We start from the raw sequence: 19,367 nt of genomic DNA, 5'->3' as shown, positions 1-19,367 counted from the left end.
GACGATGAGCCGTTTCTACGATCTGACGGACGACATGAGCCGGCCAGGACGCTGGCACCTCCGGCATCCCGTCGATGAGCACGGGCAGAAAATCGATCCCTGGCAATTCACCGAGAGCCGCCGGCTCGACGCCCATGGGCTCATCCGGTTTCCCGTGAAGCCAGACGGAACGGAGCTGGAGTTCACCCAGAGTTCCTTCTCCATCCCCGTGGTCCACCGTCGAGTCGTCCAGCTCTTCGAGCGCCTGGGCATCCAGGACGTTCAATTCCTCCCCGTCGAAGTCCAGAGCCACGCCGGGCCCTGGTTCATCCTCAATTCCCTGCGCGTCATCCGTTGCATCGACGAGGCCCGGTGCAGGGAAGTACGGCACTTCAAGCCCGAGGATGGCCAACCCGAGAAAGTGGGCCAGTACCGGGGCGTCTCGGGTTTGCGCATCGACCCGGCGAGAGCCGAAGGTGCCCACCTCTTCCGTCCCTGGGGCTGGACGGTGGCCCTCATCATCTCCGAGGACCTCAAGCAGGCCCTGGAGCGAGAGGGCGTCACGGGCACGCGCTTCACCGAGGTGTGAAACCAGCTCGCGGCACCACCACGGATTCTGGAGGGAAGGGAGCATCCCCGAACTCTGCCCCAGGGAGCGCGAATCCCCCAAAGGACGGCGAGTCCAAAACAAACGCAGGTGCACGACGCACCGAAGCTCATGCAGGCTACGCGGCATGAAGAGAGCCCGTCCGCCGCTGCGTCTGGTACTCGCGCTGGGATTCATCCTGAGTGCCGCGTGTGCCACCTCTCCGGCAGGTCCGCCCGAAGCCTCGCGCCCACGGGTGGAGCCGAAACAGGTGCGCACGACTCCACTGCCCGATGGCCGCCTGCGACTCTCCTTCGAGCCGGTGTTACCCGACCCCTCCCTGGAGCGAATGCGCCTGGAAGACGCCCGGGACGTGCTCACGTCCCTGCACGCGTCCCTGCGCCCCCAGCAGCCCACCCGGCCGCGGCTCGTCCTGGCCTCCACGGCCTCGGCGGAGCAGCCGCCCCCGGGCTGGCGCACGCTCCTTCACGAGGAGCTCCTCTCCCGCTTCGGCCCCTCCCGGCTCTCCCTGCCCCAGTCCCTGGAGACGAGCCCTGTCTTCCAGGCCCTGAAGCTGTCCCCCCGCTACATGGGCGCGGGCGTCCGCGAGGCGGCGCGCGAGCTGTTCTCCTCGCCCGTCTTCCTCTCCAGTGTCACCCTCTCGGTTTTCCTCTACTTCTCCGCCTGGCTGGCGCCCGAGCCGGTGTTCAGCAAGGCCTTCGTGGCCATGCTGACGCTGCGCCTGTCCCTGGCCGTGGGCGCGCTGGAGCTCACCCGGGTGGCGCTGGCCTGCGTCCAGTTGTACCGGGAAGCACACGCCGCCCGCACGCCGCGGCAACTCGAAGCGGTAGCCGAGCGCTTCGGCAAGGCGCTGGGCGGCACGGGGCTACGGGTGCTCCTATTGGTGGCCAGCCTGGGCATGGCCAAGGGACTGCCCCCGGTGCCCGAGGGCGGACTCACGGCGTTGCTGCGCGCCCCGCGCTACGCACTGCCCGAGGGCCTGTCCCTGGGGGGCGCGTCAGCGGTGCAGATGGTGGCCGACGGCACCGTGCTCGTCACGGGCGTGGCGGCGGGCACGGTGGCGACCTCAGCAGGCAGCGCCTGCACCGATGGCTCCGAGAAGGCGGACGGCTACTATTGGCACCACCTCGCCACCGACAAGAACGACATCTCGACGGTCTACGGCGGGCCGTGGACTCCGTTGTTCAAGTCGCTCTTCGCGAGGGCGGGGATGAACCTGGATGCAAAGGAGAACCTCGTCTATCTCGCGGGCCACAAAGGCCCTCATCCCGAGGACTATCATGTGGAGATCTACGAACGGCTCAAGACAGCTCTCGGACAATGCCGGACCCGGGAACGATGCCGGGATGCTTTGATACGGGCACTCGAGGAACTCGCACAGGAGGTGTGTACTCCCGGGTCACGGCTCTATCGGTTGGCAACGAGGAAGTAGAGCGCCCTCCAGGACACCTCGCATGAACCGGTACTTCAAATTGATGGATGACAGGCGTGCCCGCGATCGCTGGCACCTGGGGGCTCCCTTGGACGAGCAGGGGCAGGAGCTCGACCCCTGGCAATTCGACGAGGGGCGGAGCCTCGAGCTGGGGTGCGTGCCACACTTCCCGCTCGAGGTCCCCGGACACCCGCTGGACTTCTGCTGGGCCGCTTTCAGCATCCTCGTGGTCAGCGAGCGCTTCGTCCGGCTCCTCGAGCGGCTGCACGTCCACGAGGTGCAGGCCATTCCCGCCCGCGTGGACGCCCACCCGGAGCCCTATTTCATCCTCAATCCCTTACGAGTCATCCGCTGCATCGATGACGCCCGATGCGAGGAGGTGCGTTACTTCAAGCCCGAAGATGGCCAGCCGGAGAAGGTAGGCCAATACCGGGTGGTCGCGGGGATGCGAATCGATCCAACGAAAGTGGGAGATGCCCACCTCTTCCGTCCCTGGGGCTGGACGGTGGCCCTCATCGTCTCCGAGGACCTCAAGCAGGCCCTGGAGCGCGAGGGCATCACCGGCACACGCTTCCTTGAGGTGTGAAACCAGCTCGCGGCACCGCAAGGCCTTCGTGGCCCTGCTGACGCTGCGCCTCTCTGTGGCCGTGGGTGTGCTGGAGCTCACCCGCGTGGCCCTGGCCTGTGTCCAGCTGTACCGGGAAGCCCACGCGGCCACGACACCGCAGGAAATCGAGCGGGTGGCCGAGCGCTTCGGCAAGGCGCTGGGTGGCACGGGGTTACGGGTGCTCATGCTGGTGGCCAGCCTGGGCGTGGCCAAGGGACTGCCCCCGGTGCCCGAGGGCGGACTCACGGCGTTGCTGCGCGCCCCGCGCTACGCCCTCCCCGAGGGCCTGTCCCTGGAGGGCGCGTCAGCGGTGCAGATGGTGGCCGACGGCACCGTGCTCGTCACGGGCGTGGCGGCGGGCACGGTGGCGACCTCAGCAGGCAGCGCCTGCACCGATGGCTCCGAGAAGACGGACGGCTACTCTTGGCACCACCTCGCCACCGACAAGAACAGCATTTCAACGCTGCGCGGTGGCCCATGGACTCCCCTATTCGAGGACTTCTTCGAGATGGCGGGGATGAGCCTGGACGCGAAGGAGAACCGCATCTACCTCAAGGGCCATAAGGGCCCTCATCCCAAGGAGTACCATGACGAGGTATATAACAGGCTCCAACGAGCCATGAGGAACTGCGGGACGCTTGCTCAATGCAGGAGCAGGCTGGTGACAGCACTCAAGCAAATCGCGGACGAACTCTGCACTCCCGGTTCACATCTCCACCGGCTGATAACGAAGTCAGGGGATTGAGTTCGAAGCGAAAAACATGTCCAGGTACTATCAACTGAGAGATGACCTCTATCACCCCGGGCGCTGGCACCTGAGGACGCCTGTCGATGAGCACGGGCAGAAGCTCAATCCCTGGCAATTCACCGAAGGCCGCTGGCTCGAGCCCCAGGGAATCATCCGGTTTCCCGTGAGACCCGACGGAGTCGCGCTGGAGTTCACCCTGGACTCTTTCGCCACCCCCGTGGTCCACGGCCGCGTCGTCCAGCTCTTCGAGCGCATGGGCATCCAGGAAGTCCAGTTCATCCCCGTGGATGTGGAGGGCCAGGCCGAGCCCTGGTTCATCCTCAATGCCTTGCGCATCCTCCGCTGCATCGACGACGCCCGCTGTGCGGAGGTGCGGTACTTCACGCCCGAGGATGGCCAGCCCGAGAAGGTCGGCGAGTACAAGAACGTGCGGGGAATGCGCATCGACCCGGCGAGGACAGAAGGCGCCCGCGTCTTCCGTCCGTGGGGCTGGTACCTGTCCCTCCTCGTCTCCGAGGACCTCAAGCAGTCCCTGGAGCGCGAGGGCATCACCGGCACGTGCTTCACCGAGGTGTGAGCCAGGCCCCGCCCCCTACCAGCACCGCGCGGCGAAGGCGGCCAGCTCGCGGTTGAAGCGGCGGGAGTCCTCCCAGAAGGGCGAGTGGCCCACGCCGGGGTAGAGGGACAGCTGGGCCCCGGGCACCAGGGAGAGGATGTGGCGGCTGGAGGCGGGCAGCACCACGCGGTCCTCCACCCCGTGCGTCACGAGCACCGGCACGGTGAGCCGGTGCAGCACGTCGTCATGGTCCTCGGAGCGCGAGCCGAGCGCCTCGCGCACGTACGCCGGCACCATCTCCGTGTAGGCCAACACGCGCTTGCGCGTCTCCTGGGACACCGGCTGGTGGTGCAGCAGCGACACGAAGCGCTCCAGGGTGGCGCGGCCGTGGCCCGCCTCCTCGGTGAACAGGCCCGGGATGAGCGCGAGCAGCTCGGGCGACAGCAGCCCGAAGGCCTCCTCCGAGCCGCTCTTCACCAGGGCGGACACGAAGTGCACACCGGCCACGTGCTCCTGCCCGAAGTTCCGCAGGTAGTCGGCCACCACCATGCCGCCGTAGGACCAGCCCACCATCAGCGGCCGCTCCAGCTCCAGCGCCGACATGACGGCTTGGATGTCCCGGGCCCACACGCGCCCGTCCCCATAGCCCCCCCGGGGCTTGTCGGACAGGCCGTGCCCCCGCAGATCCATGGCCACCAGCCGGAAGCCCAGGCCCAGGGCGCTCTGGAACTGCCGCCGCCACGCCAGGTGGCACTGGGAGAAGCCGTGGACGAAGAAGAGGGGCGGCCCGTACACGTCCCCCGCGTCGTACACGCGCAGGGACACCCCCCCGGCGCCCTCGACGGTGTGGATGCGCACGGGGATGGGCTCGAAGAAGGGCGACTCGTTCTCGGGGTCCCGCCACGCCGAGGGCGGCTCCAGCACCGTCACGGCCGGGCCCTGGCGGGTCCGCGCCATCGGAGGAGGCGTCTGCACGGAGAGGGAGAGGAGTTCGTCCATCATGGCGCGGAGTCCTTCGGGATGCACGGGAGTCGACTCCGCTAGGAATAGGCATCCCCCGCACGAGCGGGAGCCCCCCTTCTCCAGAAGTCCTCCGGAAGCCCGGCTCGCACCGGAAATCCGTCCATCCCCGGACAATCCGTTTTCCCTGGAGGGAGGAGGGAAGGGGGGCTTGCAGGGAGCGGGCCGGGAGTGCGCGGCAGGAGACGTCTGGCCGCCCTGCGCGCCGGGGGGCACGGAGGGCATACAGGGGCGGGCGTCGTCACGGGAGGCGGTTAGTAGTAAGCCCTCGCCGTACACGGACACGCAGGTGGAGGGAGCCTCGCGCATGAAACGCATCTTGATTGGACTGCTCGCGGTGGTGGGGGCGCTGACCCTCCTTTTCACGGGGTTGGTGTTGGGGCTGCTCTTCATGGGGGCGTCGAACAAGCCGGGGGTACCGGGGCAGGTGGTGTTGGAGCTGGAGCTGGACGAGCGGCTGGTGGAGCACGTGCCGGAGGACTCGTGGGCGAGCGCGTTCGGCCCGGAGCGGCTGACGGTGAGGGACGTGGTGGACGCGCTGGAGCGGGCGGGGGGAGACGAGCGGGTGAAGGGGCTGGTGGTGAAGGTGAACGGGACGCCGGGGAGCACGGCGGTGGTGCAGGAGCTGCGCGACGCGGTGAAGGCCTTCCGGGCGACGGGGAAGAAGGCGGTGGCGTACGCGGACACGTTCGGCGAGGGGGACAACTCGACGGGGGGGTACTACCTGGCCTCGGCCTTCGACGAGGTGTACCTGCAGCCCTCGGGGGAGCTGTCGGTGACGGGCATCGCCATCGAGACGCCCTTCGCGCGGGATGCGCTGGCGAGGCTCGGGGTGAAGCCGCGGATGAGCAAGCGCCAGGAGTACAAGGCGGCGGTGAACACGTACACGGAGCAGACGTACACGGCGCCGCACCGGGAGGAGACGGAGCGCTTCCTGACGAGCCTCTTCGGGCAGATGGTGAAGGGAATCGCCGAGGGCCGGGGCCTGAGCGAGGAGCAGGCGAGGGCGGCGATGGACGAGGCGCCGCTGCTGGCGCCGCGGGCGCTGGAGGCGAAGCTGGTGGACGGGCTGCTGTACCGCGACGAGGTGTACGCGAAGGTGAAGGAGGCGGCGGGCGAGGGGTCGGAGCTGTTGTACCTGGAGAAGTACCTGGAGCGGGCGGGGAGGCCGAACCGGACGGGGGGGCAGACGGTGGCGCTCATCTACGGGGCGGGGGAGATTGCCCGGGGCCGCAGCCGGGCGAGCCCCATGTCGGGGGAGGTGACGATGGGGAGCGACACGGTGGCGGCGGCGTTCCGCAAGGCGGTGGAGGACACGAGCGTGAAGGCCATCGTGTTCCGGGTGGACAGCCCGGGAGGCAGCTACGTGGCGAGCGACACGGTGCGGCGCGAGGTGCAGCGGGCGCGGGAGAAGGGCAAGCCGGTCATCGTGACGATGGGCTCGTACGCGGCGAGCGGGGGGTACTTCGTGGCGATGGACGCGGACAAGATCGTGGCGCAGCCGGGGACGCTGACGGGGAGCATCGGGGTGTTCAACGGGAAGATGGTGACGGCGGACTTCTGGGAGAAGCTGGGGGTGAACTGGGAGCCGTTGGGGGCGGGGAAGAACGCGACGATGTACAGCTCGGACATGGAGTTCACGCCGGAGCAGCACGCGAAGAACGAGGCCTTCCTGGACCAGGTGTACGCGGACTTCACGAGCAAGGCGGCGGCGGGGAGGAAGATGCCGGTGGAGCAGCTGCGGGAGGTGGCGAAGGGGCGGGTGTGGACGGGGGAGGACGCGAAGGAGCGGGGGCTGGTGGACGAGCTGGGCGGCTTCCCGGTGGCGCTGAAGCTGGCGAAGGAGGCGGCGAAGCTGGAGGGCCCGGTGCGGGTGGAGGTGTTCCCGCGCAAGAAGGGGGCGGCGGAGGTGCTGTCGGAGCTGCTGGGGGAGAAGCAGGGGGACAACAGCGACGACGAGGCGGCCGCGGGCGCGCGGATGACGGCGCCGTGGGAGCCGGTGCTCGAGGAGACGCGGGTGCTGTACCGGCTGGGCGTGCAGCTGGGCGTGGTGGGCGAGCCGCGCCGGCACGTGCTCTCCGCGCCGGTGCCCGAGCCCACCTGGTAATGCTCAGTAGTCAGGGACTGCCTGCCCATGTGCTCGCCGGAGCCAGGGGCAGGTGATAGAAGCCGGGCCATGTCACGCCGTGACCTCTGGCAGAAACTCTACGAGCGCTTCGACCCGGAGTTGCCCGCCCCCATGGAATGGCGGGCGCCCCGTCCCCACAGCCCGGCGCAGAAGATTCTGGAGACGTTGGATCGGCCCTTCGGCACGCCGCGCATCCTGCTGATGGGAACGGTGGGCACGGGCAAGACGACGGAGTTGATGCGCGTCGCCGATGAGCGCGAGAACCGCGAGCTGGTCGTCTTCCTGGACCTCGAGCGGCACTTCACCAACGTGGTGAAGGACCCGAATGCGCTGCACCTGATTCAAGCCTGGGAAGTGTGCTTCCTGGCGGGGCTGGCGCTGGTGTTCCAGTACAAGGAGCGGTTGGGGCTCGAGATCGACCCCGAGATGGTGAAGCAACTCGGCCGGGCCTGGCAGGGGCTCGCTGTGGCCACGAATACCCCGAATCCCCAGCTCGACCTGGGCTCCTTCGCCAAGGAGGCCCTGGAGTTGGGGGCAACCCTGGCCACCACGGGAGCACTGGGCGTGGAGGCGGCGGGGACGGCCTGGGGGCTCAAGACGGCGAAGACCGTGATGGGCTCCATGCGGTCGTGGATCTGGAATCTGCCGCTGGGGCGCAGTGAGAAGACAGTGCCCGACCAGGAGCGGCAGGTGCAGGAGCTGCTGGGCGCCGTCAACCTGCTGCTGGGTGAAGTGCAGCAGAAGCACCGCAAGGTGCTGCTCATCATCGATGGCCTGGATCGAATCCGGGATGTCAAACGCGCGAAGGAGCTCTTCGTCGAGTCACAGCTGCTCTCCCAGCTCAGCTGTCCCCTGGTGGTGTGTGGTCCCTTCGCGCTCCGGCACCACGTGGCCACGGCTGGAGTCCGTGGCTTCAAGGCCAGCGCCCTGGTGAATGAGCCCGTCCTGGACCATGACGACCCGAGCCGCCCCGGAAAGGGAGTGGAGTTCTTCTGCAATGTGTATGCTCAACGGGTGAAGGATCTCGGAAACGAGGCCCTGGAACTGGTGGATCGGAAGCTGCTGGTCGAGCTCGCCTACCGCTCGGGCGGGAGAGCCAGGGATTTCGTCCGGTTCATCCGCTCGCTCGTCGAGCTGGCCTGGGACCAGGATGCATCCACGGCGACACCGGAGTTGGTGAAGCAGGTATTGGATGAATGGCGTCTGAGACAGGAGACTGGACTGAACAAGGATCACATCCGGCTCCTGCAGGAGGTGATGAGTGATCCGAAACACGAGCTGCCGTCAGGCGAGCTGGCGCATGAGCTGCTCGACTACCATCATCTGCTGCCCTACCCCAATGACTCGGAATGGTACTACCCCCATCCGCTGCTGACGATGCATCGGGTCCAGCCACCCCAGGCTGGCTCCGCCGGCTGAAGATTTCGCTGGGGCTGTCTCGTGCCGGGCTGCTGGTGCTGGTGGACCACGCCCGCCCCGAGCGGCTGGGGGAGTTGGTGCGGACATTGCTGCCCATCGCCCCGGAGCTGGAGGTCCACACCGAGGCCTACCGGCTGGCGGAGGCAAAGCCCGGCTCGATGCTGGTGCTGATTGGGCGCACGGAGGACGCGGACTGGCTGAACATCAACCGGCCGCTGTTCGCCTCGCGTGAGCTGCGAGTGGTGCTGTGGTGCACGCGCGAAGTGTCCGAGGCGTTGTTGAAGCGCGCCGTGGACTTCCTGGACTGGATTTCGCTTCGGTTGGAGTGCCCCGCGGGACCGGCCCCCTACGCGGTGGCGGGGCTCCGCTGTGCGCTGGCCGCCCGGGTACCTGGCATCGTGTGGACGGGAGGAGACCTGGAGGCGAGCTTCGCCGCTGCGAGACCGCGCCGGACACTTCGGCGGATCAGCGCGGCGAGACCGTACGAGGAGCTCGTCGCGGAGGCGAAGGCAGCCGGCGGGAGGGAGTGGCTCGCGTGGACGGAAGTGGATGGAGACTTCCGGCTGCGACGGGTTCGCTGGGCGATGGCCGAGGCGGGACGCCGGACGAGAACCATCCTGGTGGAACCCGCCGTGCGGTCCCCCGGGTGGTGGGAGATGCATGCGCGGGTGGCGGAGCCAGCGGAGGCCTGCGAGCGGCTGAGGAGCGCTGGGTCGAAGCAACCGGGCCGGTTGGCGGCGCTGGTGGACCTGGAGCCCGAAACCATCCAATTGCTGGGTGGACTGCTGGAACGAGGCGTCGAAGAGCACTTCCTGGACGGGGAGCTGCTGAAGAGTGCGGATCCTGGAGCGGCTGTCGGGCGGCTGGCCGCTGAGCAGGGTCTGGTGATGGAGAAGGAGCAGGTCCGTGGAAGGGCGCCCCCACCCGTGATGCGAGCATTTGGAGCGGAGCGTGACCGGATACGGCGGCTGCATGAGGCGAAACTGAACACCATCGAGCAGCGGTTGCACGGCGAAGAGCAGGTAGACGCCGAGGAAACGTCTTTCTGGGCCGCGAGTACCCGCTCCACGCGATTCATACCAACCGGAAGCCGAGGTGAGTTGGCGGAAGTCCTACTTCGGAGGACACCTGGGACAAGTGGGCGCTGGGATCAGGCCGCCAACATCGCCCTCCTGGCGGGAGACGCGGATGTAGCCCATCTCTGGGCTCGAAGAGCGTTCGAGACCGACAATGAGCAGTGGAAAGTGCTCACCCAGGCTCTCATCCAACAAGGACGATTCACCGAAGCCGAATCACTTCTCCGCCGCCAGCTTCAAGCTGAACGGACTTCAGCTCTGGCTCGCGGGTGGATCCTTCACGAACTGGGAGTAGTTCTCGACAGTCAGGGCAAGTATGCCGAGGCGGAGGCTCTGCTTCGCCAGTCTCTCTCCATCTATGAGCAGGCGCTCGGCACACACCACCCCAGCTACGGCGCTTCGCTCCACGTCCTGGCCGGGGTGCTCGAAAGTCAGGGTAAGTATGCCGAGGCGGAGGCACTACTTCGCCAGTCTCTCTCCATCCATGAGCAGGCGCTCGACATACACCACCCCAACTACGGCGCTTCGCTCCACGAATTGGCCAGGGTACTCCAAAGTCAGGGCAAATATGCCGAAGCGGAGGCTCTGTTTCGCCAGTCTCTCTCCATCTATGAGCAGGCGCTCGGCACACATCACCCCAGCTACGGCGCTTCGCTCCACGAATTGGCCGGGGTGCTCGAAAGTCAGGGCAAATATGCCGAGGCGGAGGCGCTGCTTCGCCAGTCTCTCTCCATCGATGAGCAGGCGCTCGGCACACACCACCCCAGCTACGGCGTTTCGCTCCACGAATTGGCCAGGGTGCTCGAAAGTCAGGGCAAGTATGCCGAGGCGGAGGCTCTGCTTCGCCAGTCTCTCTCCATCTATGAGCAGGCGCTCGGCACACACCACCCCCACTACGGCGTTTCGCTCCACGTCCTGGCCAGCGTGCTCCAACAACAAGGCCGATACGCCGAAGCAGAAGCGTTACTCCGCCAGTCCCATTCCATCATCGAACAGGCACTCGGCCCTCGACATCCACGGCTCTGCGCTGTTCTCGCGAACCTCGGCTCCAACCTGGCCGCACAGAATCGCCCACAGGAGGGAGAGGCGTTTCTGCTGCGCGCCGCCAGCATCGCCCGTGCCGCCCTTGGGCCGAAACATCCCGAGACAGCGCAATTCCTTACCCAGCTCGCACGAGTCCAGGCCGCGTTGAAAAAGCCCGAAGCCGCCATCACGGCCCAGCAGGCCATGGACGCCCTGCTCGGCGCTCTGGGGCCGGAGCACCCCATCACGAAAGAGGCGCTTCCCGGACTCCGCCAGATCCTGGCGGGCAACAATTAAGTTCACAGGGTGCAAACCATGACCACTCGGGCTCGCCTCCATCTGCACGTCTACGCGCCAGCGCTCACCACGGACGACGGGCGCCCGCTCGCGGCCGTGGAAGGGATGGAGCGGGCACTCCCCGGGTTGCGATTGGCGTGGCGGGTCTCGGATGCGGGGCGGCCCATCGCGCTTCCCGAGCGTGAGGCGTGGCTGGCTGAGTCGATAGCGGACGGCGAGTTCGGGTTGCTGTGCAATGGGGACGAGAGCTACCCGGTGACGATGAATGGGCGGCGGGAGAGCGCGATGGCGAGTCCGGGGGGCGAGCCGCTGCTGATCGTCCACGCGAAGCTCCCGCAGGACGACGCCGTTGTCGCCGCGGCAGGAGACATGTTGGAGAATGTCGCGGAAGGCGTGCGCGCCCGGTGGGGCGTCGTGGCGCCGGGACCCGTGAGGCTGGTCATCGCGGCGCAGACGGGCCCGAAGTCAGGTGGGCCGGAACATCCTCCTCACGGACTGCCCATGCTCAAGCTCCCGTGGCACATCCGCTCGCCCAGGCTTCCTCAGTACCTCGGGTGGATCAACTACTGGTCCGCAGCCGCCGCGGAGGCGCTCGGCTTCCCGGACCCCACCCGCGATGCCGAGCTGCTGGCGCGGGCCCGGCGGACGGAGTCTGGAGGGTGGGTGGTGAGCCTCACCGAGGCGCCACTCGACCTGGACAAACCCGCCCACCTCGAGACGCTCAAACAGGCCTACGAGCGATTCCCAGAGATCGGCGGGCGTGCGGAGACGTGACAGCGCTGCATCTACCCTGGTGAAGAATCCGGGCTGAATCAGCTCACCGGAACGCGTCCACGACGAAGACCATCGCGGTGGGGGACTCCAGGATGGCGATCCCCGGCTTGGACTCGGGCCTCTTGCGCAGCTGCCCCTTGCCGAGCCGGGCCACCGCGCAGATGGGTACCTTGTCGCCTTCCAGGGGGTGGGCCTCGTAGTACCGGATGACGACCTGGGGGCCTTCCGTCCAGACGCGTCCGTACAGACGGGATGGAGAGCTGAGCGTCCCCAGATCCTCTTCCAGGATGCTCTCGATGGGCCCCTCGTAGAGCGTGATGGGCCTCGTACTCATCTGGTTCGCATCGAGCGAGACCCAGGCTGAATCCCCGACGCTTATTCTCAGATACCGCATCACCTCGAGGGCCTTCGCCGGGCACTCGTCCGCCACCGGAGATCCATCCGCTCGCAGCGCTACTTTACCCGGAAACGGGGAGGGAGCCGTGGCGCAACCCGCCGACATCAGAAGCACGAGGGAGGAGAGAAGGAAGGCCTCCGTCCTACGCATCATGGGCATTGCTCGCTCCTACTCCTGCACCAGTTGGGGATCCAGCGAAACGGCCAGTTGCTGGAGGCCATCATCGCGGAAGATTTCCAGGACGAGGCCCACCATGCCCTTCTCCGAAACAAACGCGCTCTTGTCCACCACGACGGCGAGACTTCCCGACGCCCCGGAGACGATCTCCGCCCGGTTCATGCGAAGCGCGAATGGCTGGGCCGTGCGGGATGTCGAATCGGAGGACAAACGGGCCTCCTTGAGGCTCCACGGCCTGTCCCGATGCGTGTTGTCGAGCCGGATCACGACCGCTGCCTTGCCGTTTCCCTTCCCCGAGAAGATCTCGACCTTCATGCCCACGTCCCCATCGTTCAGCTCATAGGAACTCTTCCGCCGGAAGGGCACCTGCTTCACCTCGCCATTGGACAGCAGCGTGGCGTAGGCGTGGTCGATGGAGTTCTCCTCCTGCTGGTAGCGCTCGACCTGGTCGCGCAGCTCGCGCTCGCTCTGGAGCGCGCGGTACAGGGAGGCAAGCACCGCGTCGTAGTCCTCACGGCTGGCGAACACGTTGACCTGCTGGTCCACCTCGCGGTTGCCATAGGACTGCTCGTGGGACGTCACGATGAATGGCAGCTCCGTCCCATCCACGAGCGTCACCCGGAGCAGGAACGGGTTGCCGGGGGTGAGGTCGCGCAAGGGATAGAGCAACACCCACCTGCCCGCGCACACCACGGGCTCGAAGTGGCCTTCCCACCCCAGCATCGCCGTGCGCTCGGGGTCACAGGGCTTCTCCAGGCGCAGGAGCGTGGCCACCCTTCCCCCCACGTACACCCGGGGCGCCTCGCTCCTCGGGTGCTCCGAGAGGATGAGGGCCCGCTCGATGGGCTCCCGCCCCCGGGCCACGGCCACGGCCGCGGCGAGGACCAGAAGCAGGGTATACTGCGGAAGTAGTTTTTCGCGCATGCGGCGGGTGAACCTAACAGGTCATGCGGCATGCCGCCAGTCCTCCCTTCACGGTCCCGGGCAACCGTCGGGAAGCGGGCACTTGGCGCATGGTGCCCGGGCAGCCCAACGGATGGAGGGTGGACGCAGGCCCATCATCCCTCCTGGAGTCCCCCCCTTCCCATTTCGGGGCCCTCTCGAACGTGAACACTCCAAGACGAACTGAACGCCTCAAGACCCTCGCCGTTCTGCTCGCCCTCCTCTCGGGCTGCCTACCCGCCAAGCGAACCAGAACCATTGTCACGGGTGCAATCGAACCCAGACACTTCCAATTCGTCACGGTCGTCAAACAGACCGGCACCAAACCAGGTGGCTGGCGCGCCGCATGCGTTCACGTCAACATCCAGCGAGTCACGGGAGAGTCCTTCCTTTGCAAATTCGGAGTGGACGTGCCTATCGAGAACGAGGACGCCCATTTCTCCGTTCCCCTCGCACAGCGCATCGCAGCAGAACGCGCCAATGAGGCCGCCCGCCTCGTCTTCAGTTCCGCCACACCGGCATCCGGACTTGGTTTGTTGTGCGAGGACTTCAAGGCGGAATTCGGTGCCTTGTTGGGCGTCTCCATCCGTGGCTCGCGTGTGAAGACGGCCTGCCATGAGAAGACCATCCCCGTTCAGTTTGGAGAGTGGATCCCATGAGCCGCACGGACTTGACCCCGGAGCAACTGCTCTCCATTGCAAGAGAGTACTGGCGCCCGGACAGGTACCAACATCTCACACAAGAGCCGAGCCCGGAGGATCACAAACGCGAAGCACGCTGGGCAGAAGTGCTCCAGAAGGCCGACCGCTGGCATGCATTCTTGAATGCCCTGGCTCAAGAGCTTCCCGACTTCACCATTGGAGATGGCACCGCGACTCCGGACGCCTGCTTCCGCTGTGTCGCCTATCCCGTCAAGGGCCGGCCGCTGCCACCTTTCGACTGGGTCGTCGTGGGCTGCATCAGCATCCTGGCGCCCATCTACATGCTCTACGGAATCGAATTCGAGCGGGCCGGCAAGGTGCGGCTCCGTTCCACGGTCCGTTTCGAGCCCCTCCCTCCCCCGATGAGGCACCCGGCCGACATCTTCGCCAGGAAGATAGAGGAGACGTTCGGTGTCAGTGCGCTCCCGCGTGAGGTCGCCGAAATCCCCGTCCCGCTCGTCGTGGAATGGAAGGAGCCTCCCGAGACGATGCTCTTCCATGCGCTCTTCTCGAACCAGCCCGAGAACGTGCCTTGACCCCCCGCCCCGCTCCTCGGGACGCCCCAGGAGGCCAACGGCATGGCTGCCCGTCACGCCACGCCTGCGGAACTCCAGGGAACCACTACGAGCGGGCCCCGGCCCCGAGCCGTTCCGGGCGCTCCCCCGGCAGAGGGGGGGCGTCCTCCGCCGCCGTCTGGAAGCGGACACGGGGCCCGTCGCACGCCCCGGATAACCAGACAGCCCCTGAAGACAGACAGGAATTGGCGCCTGGGGGCAACCTTCTGACGCGAACGGACAAGACAGCCCCGGTGGAAATGTTCTAGAGAGCCGCCCACGCACGCACGGGGGAGCGGCCAATGCAGACGAAGAAACGGCTGGGCGAAATCCTGGTGGGGCTGGGAGTGCTGGACGGGTTGCAGTTGCAATCGGCGCTCGCCTACCAGCGCAAGTGGGGAGTGCCGCTGGGGCAGGTGGTGGTGGATCTGCGCTTCTGCACGGCGGAGCAGGTGTTGGAGGCGCTGGCGAACCAGACGGGCGTGCCGGCGATGAACCTGGACGCGCAGCGGGTGGACGCGCGGCTGGCGGCGCTGGTGCCGAGGCGGCTGGCGGAGATGCACCGGGTGGTGCCGCTGTGGCTGGAGGGCCCGCGGGACATGGTGCTGGTGGTGGCGATCGCCGCGCCGGCGAGCCTGCAATCACTGGACGCGGTGCGCGGCGTGGCGTGCAAGGCGCGGGTGGTGCCGTGGCTGGCGACGGACGCGGCGATTGGCCGGGCCATCGAGCGGCTCTACCAGACGGGAGCGGAGACGGCGTCGCGGCGCGCGGAGGTGGAGGCCATCACGCTGCCCGAGGCGGACGCGGACATGGCGGTCTACCCGGACCGCATGGCGGAGGGAGGGCCCTTCGACGAGGGGCGCGGCATCCTCCTGCCGGACCTGAATCCCGAGCGCGAGACGTTGGACATTCCGCTGCTGGAGCCGCTGGAGATGGAGGAGCTGGCGGGGCTGTTGGCGCTGCCGGAGGAGGTGGAGGAGGCGGGCGCGGTGCTCATCTACGGGTGGGGAGCGGCGGCGGCGGCGGGGCTGGTGCGGGTGTTGGGGGAGGCGGGCTTCCGGGCGAGCGTGGCGAGCACGGAGCAGGTGCTGGCGGCGGACGAGCGGGCGGTGGTGCTGGCGCCGTTGCCGTCGCTGGAGGCGATGAGGCGCAGGCCGGTGGCGCAGCTGCTGGTGGCGGGGAAGGTGCCGGAGCTGGACGTGGAGAGGGCGCGGGCGCTGGGAGCGCGAGGCTTCCTGGCGGCGCCACTGGACACGGACCTGATGCTGCGGGCGGTGAGGCGGCTGCTGCGCGCGGCGGGCGAGAGGCCCCGGGTGCCGGCGGCGCAGCGGGCGGTGGCGGAGGCGCCCCGGCTCCGGGCGGCGAGCTGAGGCGCCTCGGGGGTCAGCGGACCCGCTCGAGGAAGCTCTCGGTGGGCATCCAGAGGGAGGAGAGCTCGATGGGGAGCGAGTGGAAGGGCTCGGTGCGGACGATGGAGTCACCCTCGTAGGAGGCGACGAGGAGCCAGCCGCGCTTGACGCGCTGGAAGACCTCGAGCGTGTGGGCGGCGGGGTCGACGAGCCACACGTGGGACACACCGGCGCGAGCGTAGGCGGGCAGCTTGCGGGTGCGGTCGAGCGCGGCGGTGGAGGGGGTGAGGACCTCGCAGATCCAATCCGGGGCGAGCGTGAGGAAGGGCTCATCGGGCGTGGGCGCCTCGGAGAGCCTGTCGCGGCGCCAGCCGGCGAGATCGGGGACGAGCACATCGCGGCCGAGGCGGAGCTCGGGAGCGCGGAGGAAGCACCAGCGGCCGGAGCCCCCGCGGCGGGGATCGAGCCGTTCACCGAGTTCCACTCCCAACATGAAGGCGGCACGGGCCTGACCTGGCGCCGGCCGGGGCGAAGCCACCAGTTCCTCGTCGAGGATCTCCCCAACCCATCCCATGGGCAGCGCCTCGAGAGCCGAGTACGCCGCCTGGCTGTTGCACATCGGAATCACCCTGTCCTCCTCCGGCCCTGGTGAGTGGGGGCCGGGCAGGGGAAGCATTCTAGGGAGGGGTCTGACACACGCCGGGAGGCGGGGCGGGTGTCTACTTACCGATACAGAAGCGCTGGAAGATGGCGTCGAGGAGGGCCTCGGAAGCGGAGGTACCGGACACTTCGCCGAGGGACTCGAGGGCGAGGCCGACTTCCCCGGAGACGACCTCGAGGGTGGAGAAGCGGCAGGCACTTTCAGCGCGGGAGAGGGCGTCGGCGGTGCGCCGGAGGGCATCGGCGTGACGTTCGGAGACGAGGGCGACAGCGGAGGGAGCACCGCCGCCCCACAAGCGCGAGAGCATCTGGGAGCGGAGCAACTCGACGCCCTCGCCCGTCAACCCACTGACGGCCAAAGCGGAAGCAGCCACAGTGGAAACAGAATCACGGACAGAACCCCTCTCCCCTCGGGAGAGGGACGGGGTGAGGGTGCCCGCATCCCAGGTTGAGCCCGAGTCAATCCCCTCTCCCTCTGGGAGAGGGTCAGGGTGAGGGTCAGCGGTAAACCGAGTCCCCCGGACATCACACTTGCCAGCCACGAGAAGAACAGGAGTGGAGCCCGCGTCACGGAGCCACCGCTGAGCATCCAGCTCACGGGCCTCGGGGGGAAGCACGAGCACGGCGAGGTCAACGGAACCGAGCACCTCGCGAGTGCGAGCAATGCCCAGCGCTTCCACGCGGCCAGGAGCCTCACGAAGCCCGGCGGTATCGAGCAACACCACCCCGAGCCCATCCCACTCGACGCGGGCCTCCAAGACATCACGGGTGGTCCCCGGCTCCTCATCAACGAGGGCGCGCTGTTCACCCAGGAGCCGGTTGAACAGCGTGGACTTACCGGCGTTCACGGGCCCGTAGAGCGCCACACGGGCCCCGCGGCGAACGAGCCGTCCACGGCCCACGTCGGCGAGCAACGAATCCGCGGCGGCCCGCAGCCCGGAGACACGGGCCTCCATGCCCGCATCGGCGCCCTCGGCCTCCTCGGGAAAGTTCAGCACGCCCTCGAGGTCCGCATGGAGCGAACGCAGGGGCTCCTCCAGCCCGCGGACGCGAGCGGCCAGAGCACCCGCGAGCCCCGCGGCGGCGGCCCGCACCGCGGCCTCGGAGTCCGCCGCGACAAGGTCCGCCACGGCCTCGGCGCGGGTGAGATCCATCCGGCCATGCAGGAAGGCGCGGCGGGTGAACTCCCCGGGCCCGGCGTGGCGGATGGCGGGATGCTCCAGCGCACGCGCGAGCAACATGCGCAGCAAGCGGGGGCTGCCATGGGCCTGGAGCTCGACGACATCCTCGCCGGTGAAGGAGTGAGGAGCGCGGAAGAACAGGAACAACCCCTCGTCGAGCACGGCGCCGGAGGCATCGACGAAGGAGGCGAGGTAGGCGTGCCGGGGAGCCGGGGAGGAGGGGACACCGGGGGCGAGCATGCGGCCCACCTCGAGGGAGGCGGGGCCGGAGAGGCGGAGGATGCCGACGGCGCCGGAGGCGGGGGCGGTGGCGAGCGCGGCGAGGGTGGCGGGGGAGCTCATGGAGGGGACATCGAATCGGAGCCGCCCCCCGCCGGACACCGGGGACTACAGGCCGGAGGGGGAGGCGGGGGAGTTGAAGTTCTCGTCGTAGCAACCGTTGCAGGACACGATGCCATTGCCATCGGCCTTGCCACCACGGAGTTGGGAGGAGGCGATGCGGATGGAGTACCCCTCGGCGGAGCGGAGGGTCTGGGTAACACCGGAGAGGGTGGAGCGCTGCACGTCCACGAGTTGGGGAGCGGAGTCGGAGCGCAGGACCTCCAGGGCGCGAGCCTGCTGCCCGGGGGTGCCGGAGCCCGAGAGGGTGCTGTCGCGCACGGAAGCGGGGGAAGAGGCCAGGCGCATCCCCACGGACACGGTGCCCTCGGACCCGGAGACCTCGGCGCGCACGAGCACCACACGGGAGCCCTCGGCCTCCACGCCCAGGGCCTCCGAGCCTCCCTGCCCCAGGGCCGAGGAGTCCCACAGCTCCACGGTGCCCCCGTGCACGGAGACACCCGTGGCCCGAGCCCCACCCTGGGCGAGGAACGAGGAGCCGGACACCTTCACGGAGCAGCCCTCGCACGAGAAGCCCACGGTGTCGCCGCGAGAGGACACGGCACGGGCCTGCACGTGCTCGAAACCACCGGCTCCAGCGCCCGCGGTGGACACCACGCCCACGGTGCGCGAAGCGCCATCGCGAGCCACGGCCACCACATCGCGGGCGAGGAACAGGGACGAAGCGTTGGAGAGCGCCACGGCCTCCCCCGAGCCCCCCAGGTGCTCCACGGTGAGCGAGCGCAACTCGGTATGGTCGGCGGTCACCACGGTGGGGCCAGCTGCCCGGGAGCGCACGGTGGTGAGCTGCTCGCCCGCTCCGCGCAGGTGGATGTACGGGCGCAGCTGAAGCCCCTGGGTGCCGAGGTCATACACACCGGGCTCGACGAAGAGGAGCCAGGGCTCCTCGGCGGAGACCTTCACGATGGACTGGAGGGCGTTGCGCAGGTTCTCGCCGCCGATGAGCGGGGTGTCCCCCGGGGGCACGACGCGGATGCGGGCGAAGTTGCCGGGAGGCCCCATGGGCCCGGTGTCGCCCTTGGGACCCGGCTCGCCGCGAGGCCCGGGGACGGACTCCCCGGCGGGGCCCGGGTCTCCCTTGGGACCGGTGTCTCCCTTGCCTCCACAACCGGAGGCGGAGACGAGCAGGATGGACAGGGGGAGGACGACGAGGCGCCGCATGGGAGAGGCCTCCTGAGCCCCAGGGGGGCACGGCCCGCCGGAACCATCCAGCGGGAAGCCTCCAGGAACTACGTGCGCCCTCCCGCCGCGTCCAGCCGGGCCGGAGCGGGGCGCTGCCAGGCGACGCTCGGAACGTCCACCAGCGGCGCCCCGCGGGGAGCCGAGCCCACCGGGCGACAC

At 68.3% G+C, this 19,367-nt stretch carries 18 protein-coding genes; 12 read left to right on the top strand and 6 right to left on the bottom strand.

Going from position 1 to position 19,367, the window contains the following annotated elements; all coding sequences use genetic code 11:
- Positions 1–4: 4 nt before the first annotated feature.
- From VFZ09_RS17570 to VFZ09_RS17550, 5 genes are all read left to right on the top strand, one after another.
- Positions 5–568 (top strand): imm11 family protein, encoded by a 564-nt coding sequence (locus VFZ09_RS17570; RefSeq protein ID WP_329728741.1) that lies wholly within the window; start codon positions 5–7, stop codon positions 566–568.
- Positions 569–713: 145 nt separating this feature from the next.
- Positions 714–2,018, top strand: coding sequence for an AHH domain-containing protein (locus tag VFZ09_RS17565; protein ID WP_329728740.1), 1,305 nt, complete (start codon positions 714–716; stop codon positions 2,016–2,018).
- A gap of 22 nt (positions 2,019–2,040) precedes the next feature.
- Positions 2,041–2,604: an imm11 family protein gene (locus VFZ09_RS17560; protein WP_329728739.1), complete on the top strand. Its 564-nt coding sequence runs from the start codon at positions 2,041–2,043 to the stop codon at positions 2,602–2,604.
- Entirely contained in the window at positions 2,594–3,370 is a 777-nt protein-coding gene (locus tag VFZ09_RS17555; protein WP_329728738.1) for an AHH domain-containing protein, read from the top strand. Before VFZ09_RS17560 ends, VFZ09_RS17555 begins: the two co-directional genes overlap by 11 nt.
- Positions 3,371–3,386: 16 nt before the next feature.
- Positions 3,387–3,950, top strand: a complete 564-nt coding sequence (locus tag VFZ09_RS17550; RefSeq protein ID WP_329728737.1) for an imm11 family protein — start codon at positions 3,387–3,389, stop codon at positions 3,948–3,950.
- A gap of 15 nt (positions 3,951–3,965) precedes the next feature.
- On the opposite strand, the gene VFZ09_RS17545 is transcribed toward VFZ09_RS17550, so the two are convergent.
- The gene (locus VFZ09_RS17545) at positions 3,966–4,931 is read right to left on the bottom strand and encodes an alpha/beta hydrolase (protein WP_329728736.1); all 966 of its coding nucleotides are present in this window, start codon (positions 4,929–4,931) and stop codon (positions 3,966–3,968) included.
- A 325-nt stretch (positions 4,932–5,256) separates the two neighbouring features.
- Between VFZ09_RS17545 and sppA the strand changes: the two genes are divergently transcribed.
- From sppA to VFZ09_RS17525, 4 genes are all read left to right on the top strand, one after another.
- Positions 5,257–7,056, top strand: a complete 1,800-nt coding sequence (gene sppA / locus VFZ09_RS17540) for a signal peptide peptidase SppA (protein WP_329728735.1) — start codon at positions 5,257–5,259, stop codon at positions 7,054–7,056.
- A gap of 69 nt (positions 7,057–7,125) precedes the next feature.
- Positions 7,126–8,496 (top strand): hypothetical protein, encoded by a 1,371-nt coding sequence (locus VFZ09_RS17535; RefSeq protein ID WP_329728734.1) that lies wholly within the window; start codon positions 7,126–7,128, stop codon positions 8,494–8,496.
- A gap of 41 nt (positions 8,497–8,537) precedes the next feature.
- Positions 8,538–10,892, top strand: a complete 2,355-nt coding sequence (locus VFZ09_RS17530; protein ID WP_329728733.1) for a tetratricopeptide repeat protein — start codon at positions 8,538–8,540, stop codon at positions 10,890–10,892.
- A gap of 18 nt (positions 10,893–10,910) precedes the next feature.
- Positions 10,911–11,666, top strand: a complete 756-nt coding sequence (locus VFZ09_RS17525) for a DUF5953 family protein (RefSeq protein ID WP_329728732.1) — start codon at positions 10,911–10,913, stop codon at positions 11,664–11,666.
- A 43-nt stretch (positions 11,667–11,709) separates the two neighbouring features.
- On the opposite strand, the gene VFZ09_RS17520 is transcribed toward VFZ09_RS17525, so the two are convergent.
- Both VFZ09_RS17520 and VFZ09_RS17515 read right to left on the bottom strand, forming a co-directional pair.
- Positions 11,710–12,000 carry a hypothetical protein gene (locus VFZ09_RS17520; RefSeq protein WP_329728731.1) on the bottom strand — a complete coding sequence of 97 codons (291 nt, stop codon included), beginning with the start codon at positions 11,998–12,000 and terminating at the stop codon, positions 11,710–11,712.
- Between the two features lie 231 nt (positions 12,001–12,231).
- Positions 12,232–13,164, bottom strand: coding sequence for a DUF2381 family protein (locus tag VFZ09_RS17515; RefSeq protein WP_329728730.1), 933 nt, complete (start codon positions 13,162–13,164; stop codon positions 12,232–12,234).
- 182 nt (positions 13,165–13,346) lie between these two features.
- Between VFZ09_RS17515 and VFZ09_RS17510 the strand changes: the two genes are divergently transcribed.
- The 3 genes from VFZ09_RS17510 (at position 13,347) to VFZ09_RS17500 (ending at position 15,807) form a co-directional block, all read left to right on the top strand.
- Positions 13,347–13,841: a hypothetical protein gene (locus tag VFZ09_RS17510; protein WP_329728729.1), complete on the top strand. Its 495-nt coding sequence runs from the start codon at positions 13,347–13,349 to the stop codon at positions 13,839–13,841.
- Positions 13,838–14,419 (top strand): hypothetical protein, encoded by a 582-nt coding sequence (locus VFZ09_RS17505; protein WP_329728728.1) that lies wholly within the window; start codon positions 13,838–13,840, stop codon positions 14,417–14,419. The genes VFZ09_RS17510 and VFZ09_RS17505 overlap by 4 nt, the downstream gene beginning before the upstream one ends.
- Positions 14,420–14,739: 320 nt before the next feature.
- Positions 14,740–15,807 carry a hypothetical protein gene (locus VFZ09_RS17500; RefSeq protein ID WP_329728727.1) on the top strand — a complete coding sequence of 356 codons (1,068 nt, stop codon included), beginning with the start codon at positions 14,740–14,742 and terminating at the stop codon, positions 15,805–15,807.
- Between the two features lie 13 nt (positions 15,808–15,820).
- Here the strand turns inward: VFZ09_RS17500 and VFZ09_RS17495 are convergent, their stop codons facing one another.
- From VFZ09_RS17495 to VFZ09_RS17485, 3 genes are all read right to left on the bottom strand, one after another.
- Complete coding sequence (locus VFZ09_RS17495; protein WP_329728756.1) at positions 15,821–16,405, bottom strand: Uma2 family endonuclease; 585 nt, start codon at positions 16,403–16,405, stop codon at positions 15,821–15,823.
- Positions 16,406–16,505: 100 nt separating this feature from the next.
- Positions 16,506–17,969, bottom strand: a complete 1,464-nt coding sequence (locus VFZ09_RS17490; RefSeq protein WP_329728726.1) for a tRNA modification GTPase — start codon at positions 17,967–17,969, stop codon at positions 16,506–16,508.
- Between the two features lie 45 nt (positions 17,970–18,014).
- A complete protein-coding gene (locus VFZ09_RS17485; protein WP_329728725.1) occupies positions 18,015–19,187 on the bottom strand; it encodes a collagen-like protein in 1,173 nt (390 codons plus the stop codon).
- Positions 19,188–19,367: the final 180 nt, after the last annotated feature.

This window comes from Archangium sp. (assembly GCF_036277355.1).
Classification (GTDB): domain Bacteria; phylum Myxococcota; class Myxococcia; order Myxococcales; family Myxococcaceae; genus Archangium.
The sequence above is the reverse complement of the archived record's forward strand: the minus strand, read 5'-3'. Positions and strand labels throughout refer to the sequence as shown.

What these genes read in the sequence shown, in the direction of transcription:
- VFZ09_RS17570 (WP_329728741.1), top strand. Translation starts at nt 5, where the DNA reads ATGAGCCGTTTCTACGATCTGACGGACGACATGAGCCGGCCAGGACGC.
- VFZ09_RS17565 (WP_329728740.1), top strand. Translation starts at nt 714, where the DNA reads ATGAAGAGAGCCCGTCCGCCGCTGCGTCTGGTACTCGCGCTGGGATTC.
- VFZ09_RS17560 (WP_329728739.1), top strand. Translation starts at nt 2,041, where the DNA reads ATGAACCGGTACTTCAAATTGATGGATGACAGGCGTGCCCGCGATCGC.
- VFZ09_RS17550 (WP_329728737.1), top strand. Translation starts at nt 3,387, where the DNA reads ATGTCCAGGTACTATCAACTGAGAGATGACCTCTATCACCCCGGGCGC.
- VFZ09_RS17545 (WP_329728736.1), bottom strand. Translation starts at nt 4,931, where the DNA reads ATGATGGACGAACTCCTCTCCCTCTCCGTGCAGACGCCTCCTCCGATG.
- sppA (WP_329728735.1), top strand. Translation starts at nt 5,257, where the DNA reads ATGAAACGCATCTTGATTGGACTGCTCGCGGTGGTGGGGGCGCTGACC.
- VFZ09_RS17535 (WP_329728734.1), top strand. Translation starts at nt 7,126, where the DNA reads ATGTCACGCCGTGACCTCTGGCAGAAACTCTACGAGCGCTTCGACCCG.
- VFZ09_RS17525 (WP_329728732.1), top strand. Translation starts at nt 10,911, where the DNA reads ATGACCACTCGGGCTCGCCTCCATCTGCACGTCTACGCGCCAGCGCTC.
- VFZ09_RS17520 (WP_329728731.1), bottom strand. Translation starts at nt 12,000, where the DNA reads ATGAGTACGAGGCCCATCACGCTCTACGAGGGGCCCATCGAGAGCATC.
- VFZ09_RS17515 (WP_329728730.1), bottom strand. Translation starts at nt 13,164, where the DNA reads ATGCGCGAAAAACTACTTCCGCAGTATACCCTGCTTCTGGTCCTCGCC.
- VFZ09_RS17505 (WP_329728728.1), top strand. Translation starts at nt 13,838, where the DNA reads ATGAGCCGCACGGACTTGACCCCGGAGCAACTGCTCTCCATTGCAAGA.
- VFZ09_RS17500 (WP_329728727.1), top strand. Translation starts at nt 14,740, where the DNA reads ATGCAGACGAAGAAACGGCTGGGCGAAATCCTGGTGGGGCTGGGAGTG.
- VFZ09_RS17495 (WP_329728756.1), bottom strand. Translation starts at nt 16,405, where the DNA reads ATGTGCAACAGCCAGGCGGCGTACTCGGCTCTCGAGGCGCTGCCCATG.
- VFZ09_RS17490 (WP_329728726.1), bottom strand. Translation starts at nt 17,969, where the DNA reads ATGAGCTCCCCCGCCACCCTCGCCGCGCTCGCCACCGCCCCCGCCTCC.
- VFZ09_RS17485 (WP_329728725.1), bottom strand. Translation starts at nt 19,187, where the DNA reads ATGCGGCGCCTCGTCGTCCTCCCCCTGTCCATCCTGCTCGTCTCCGCC.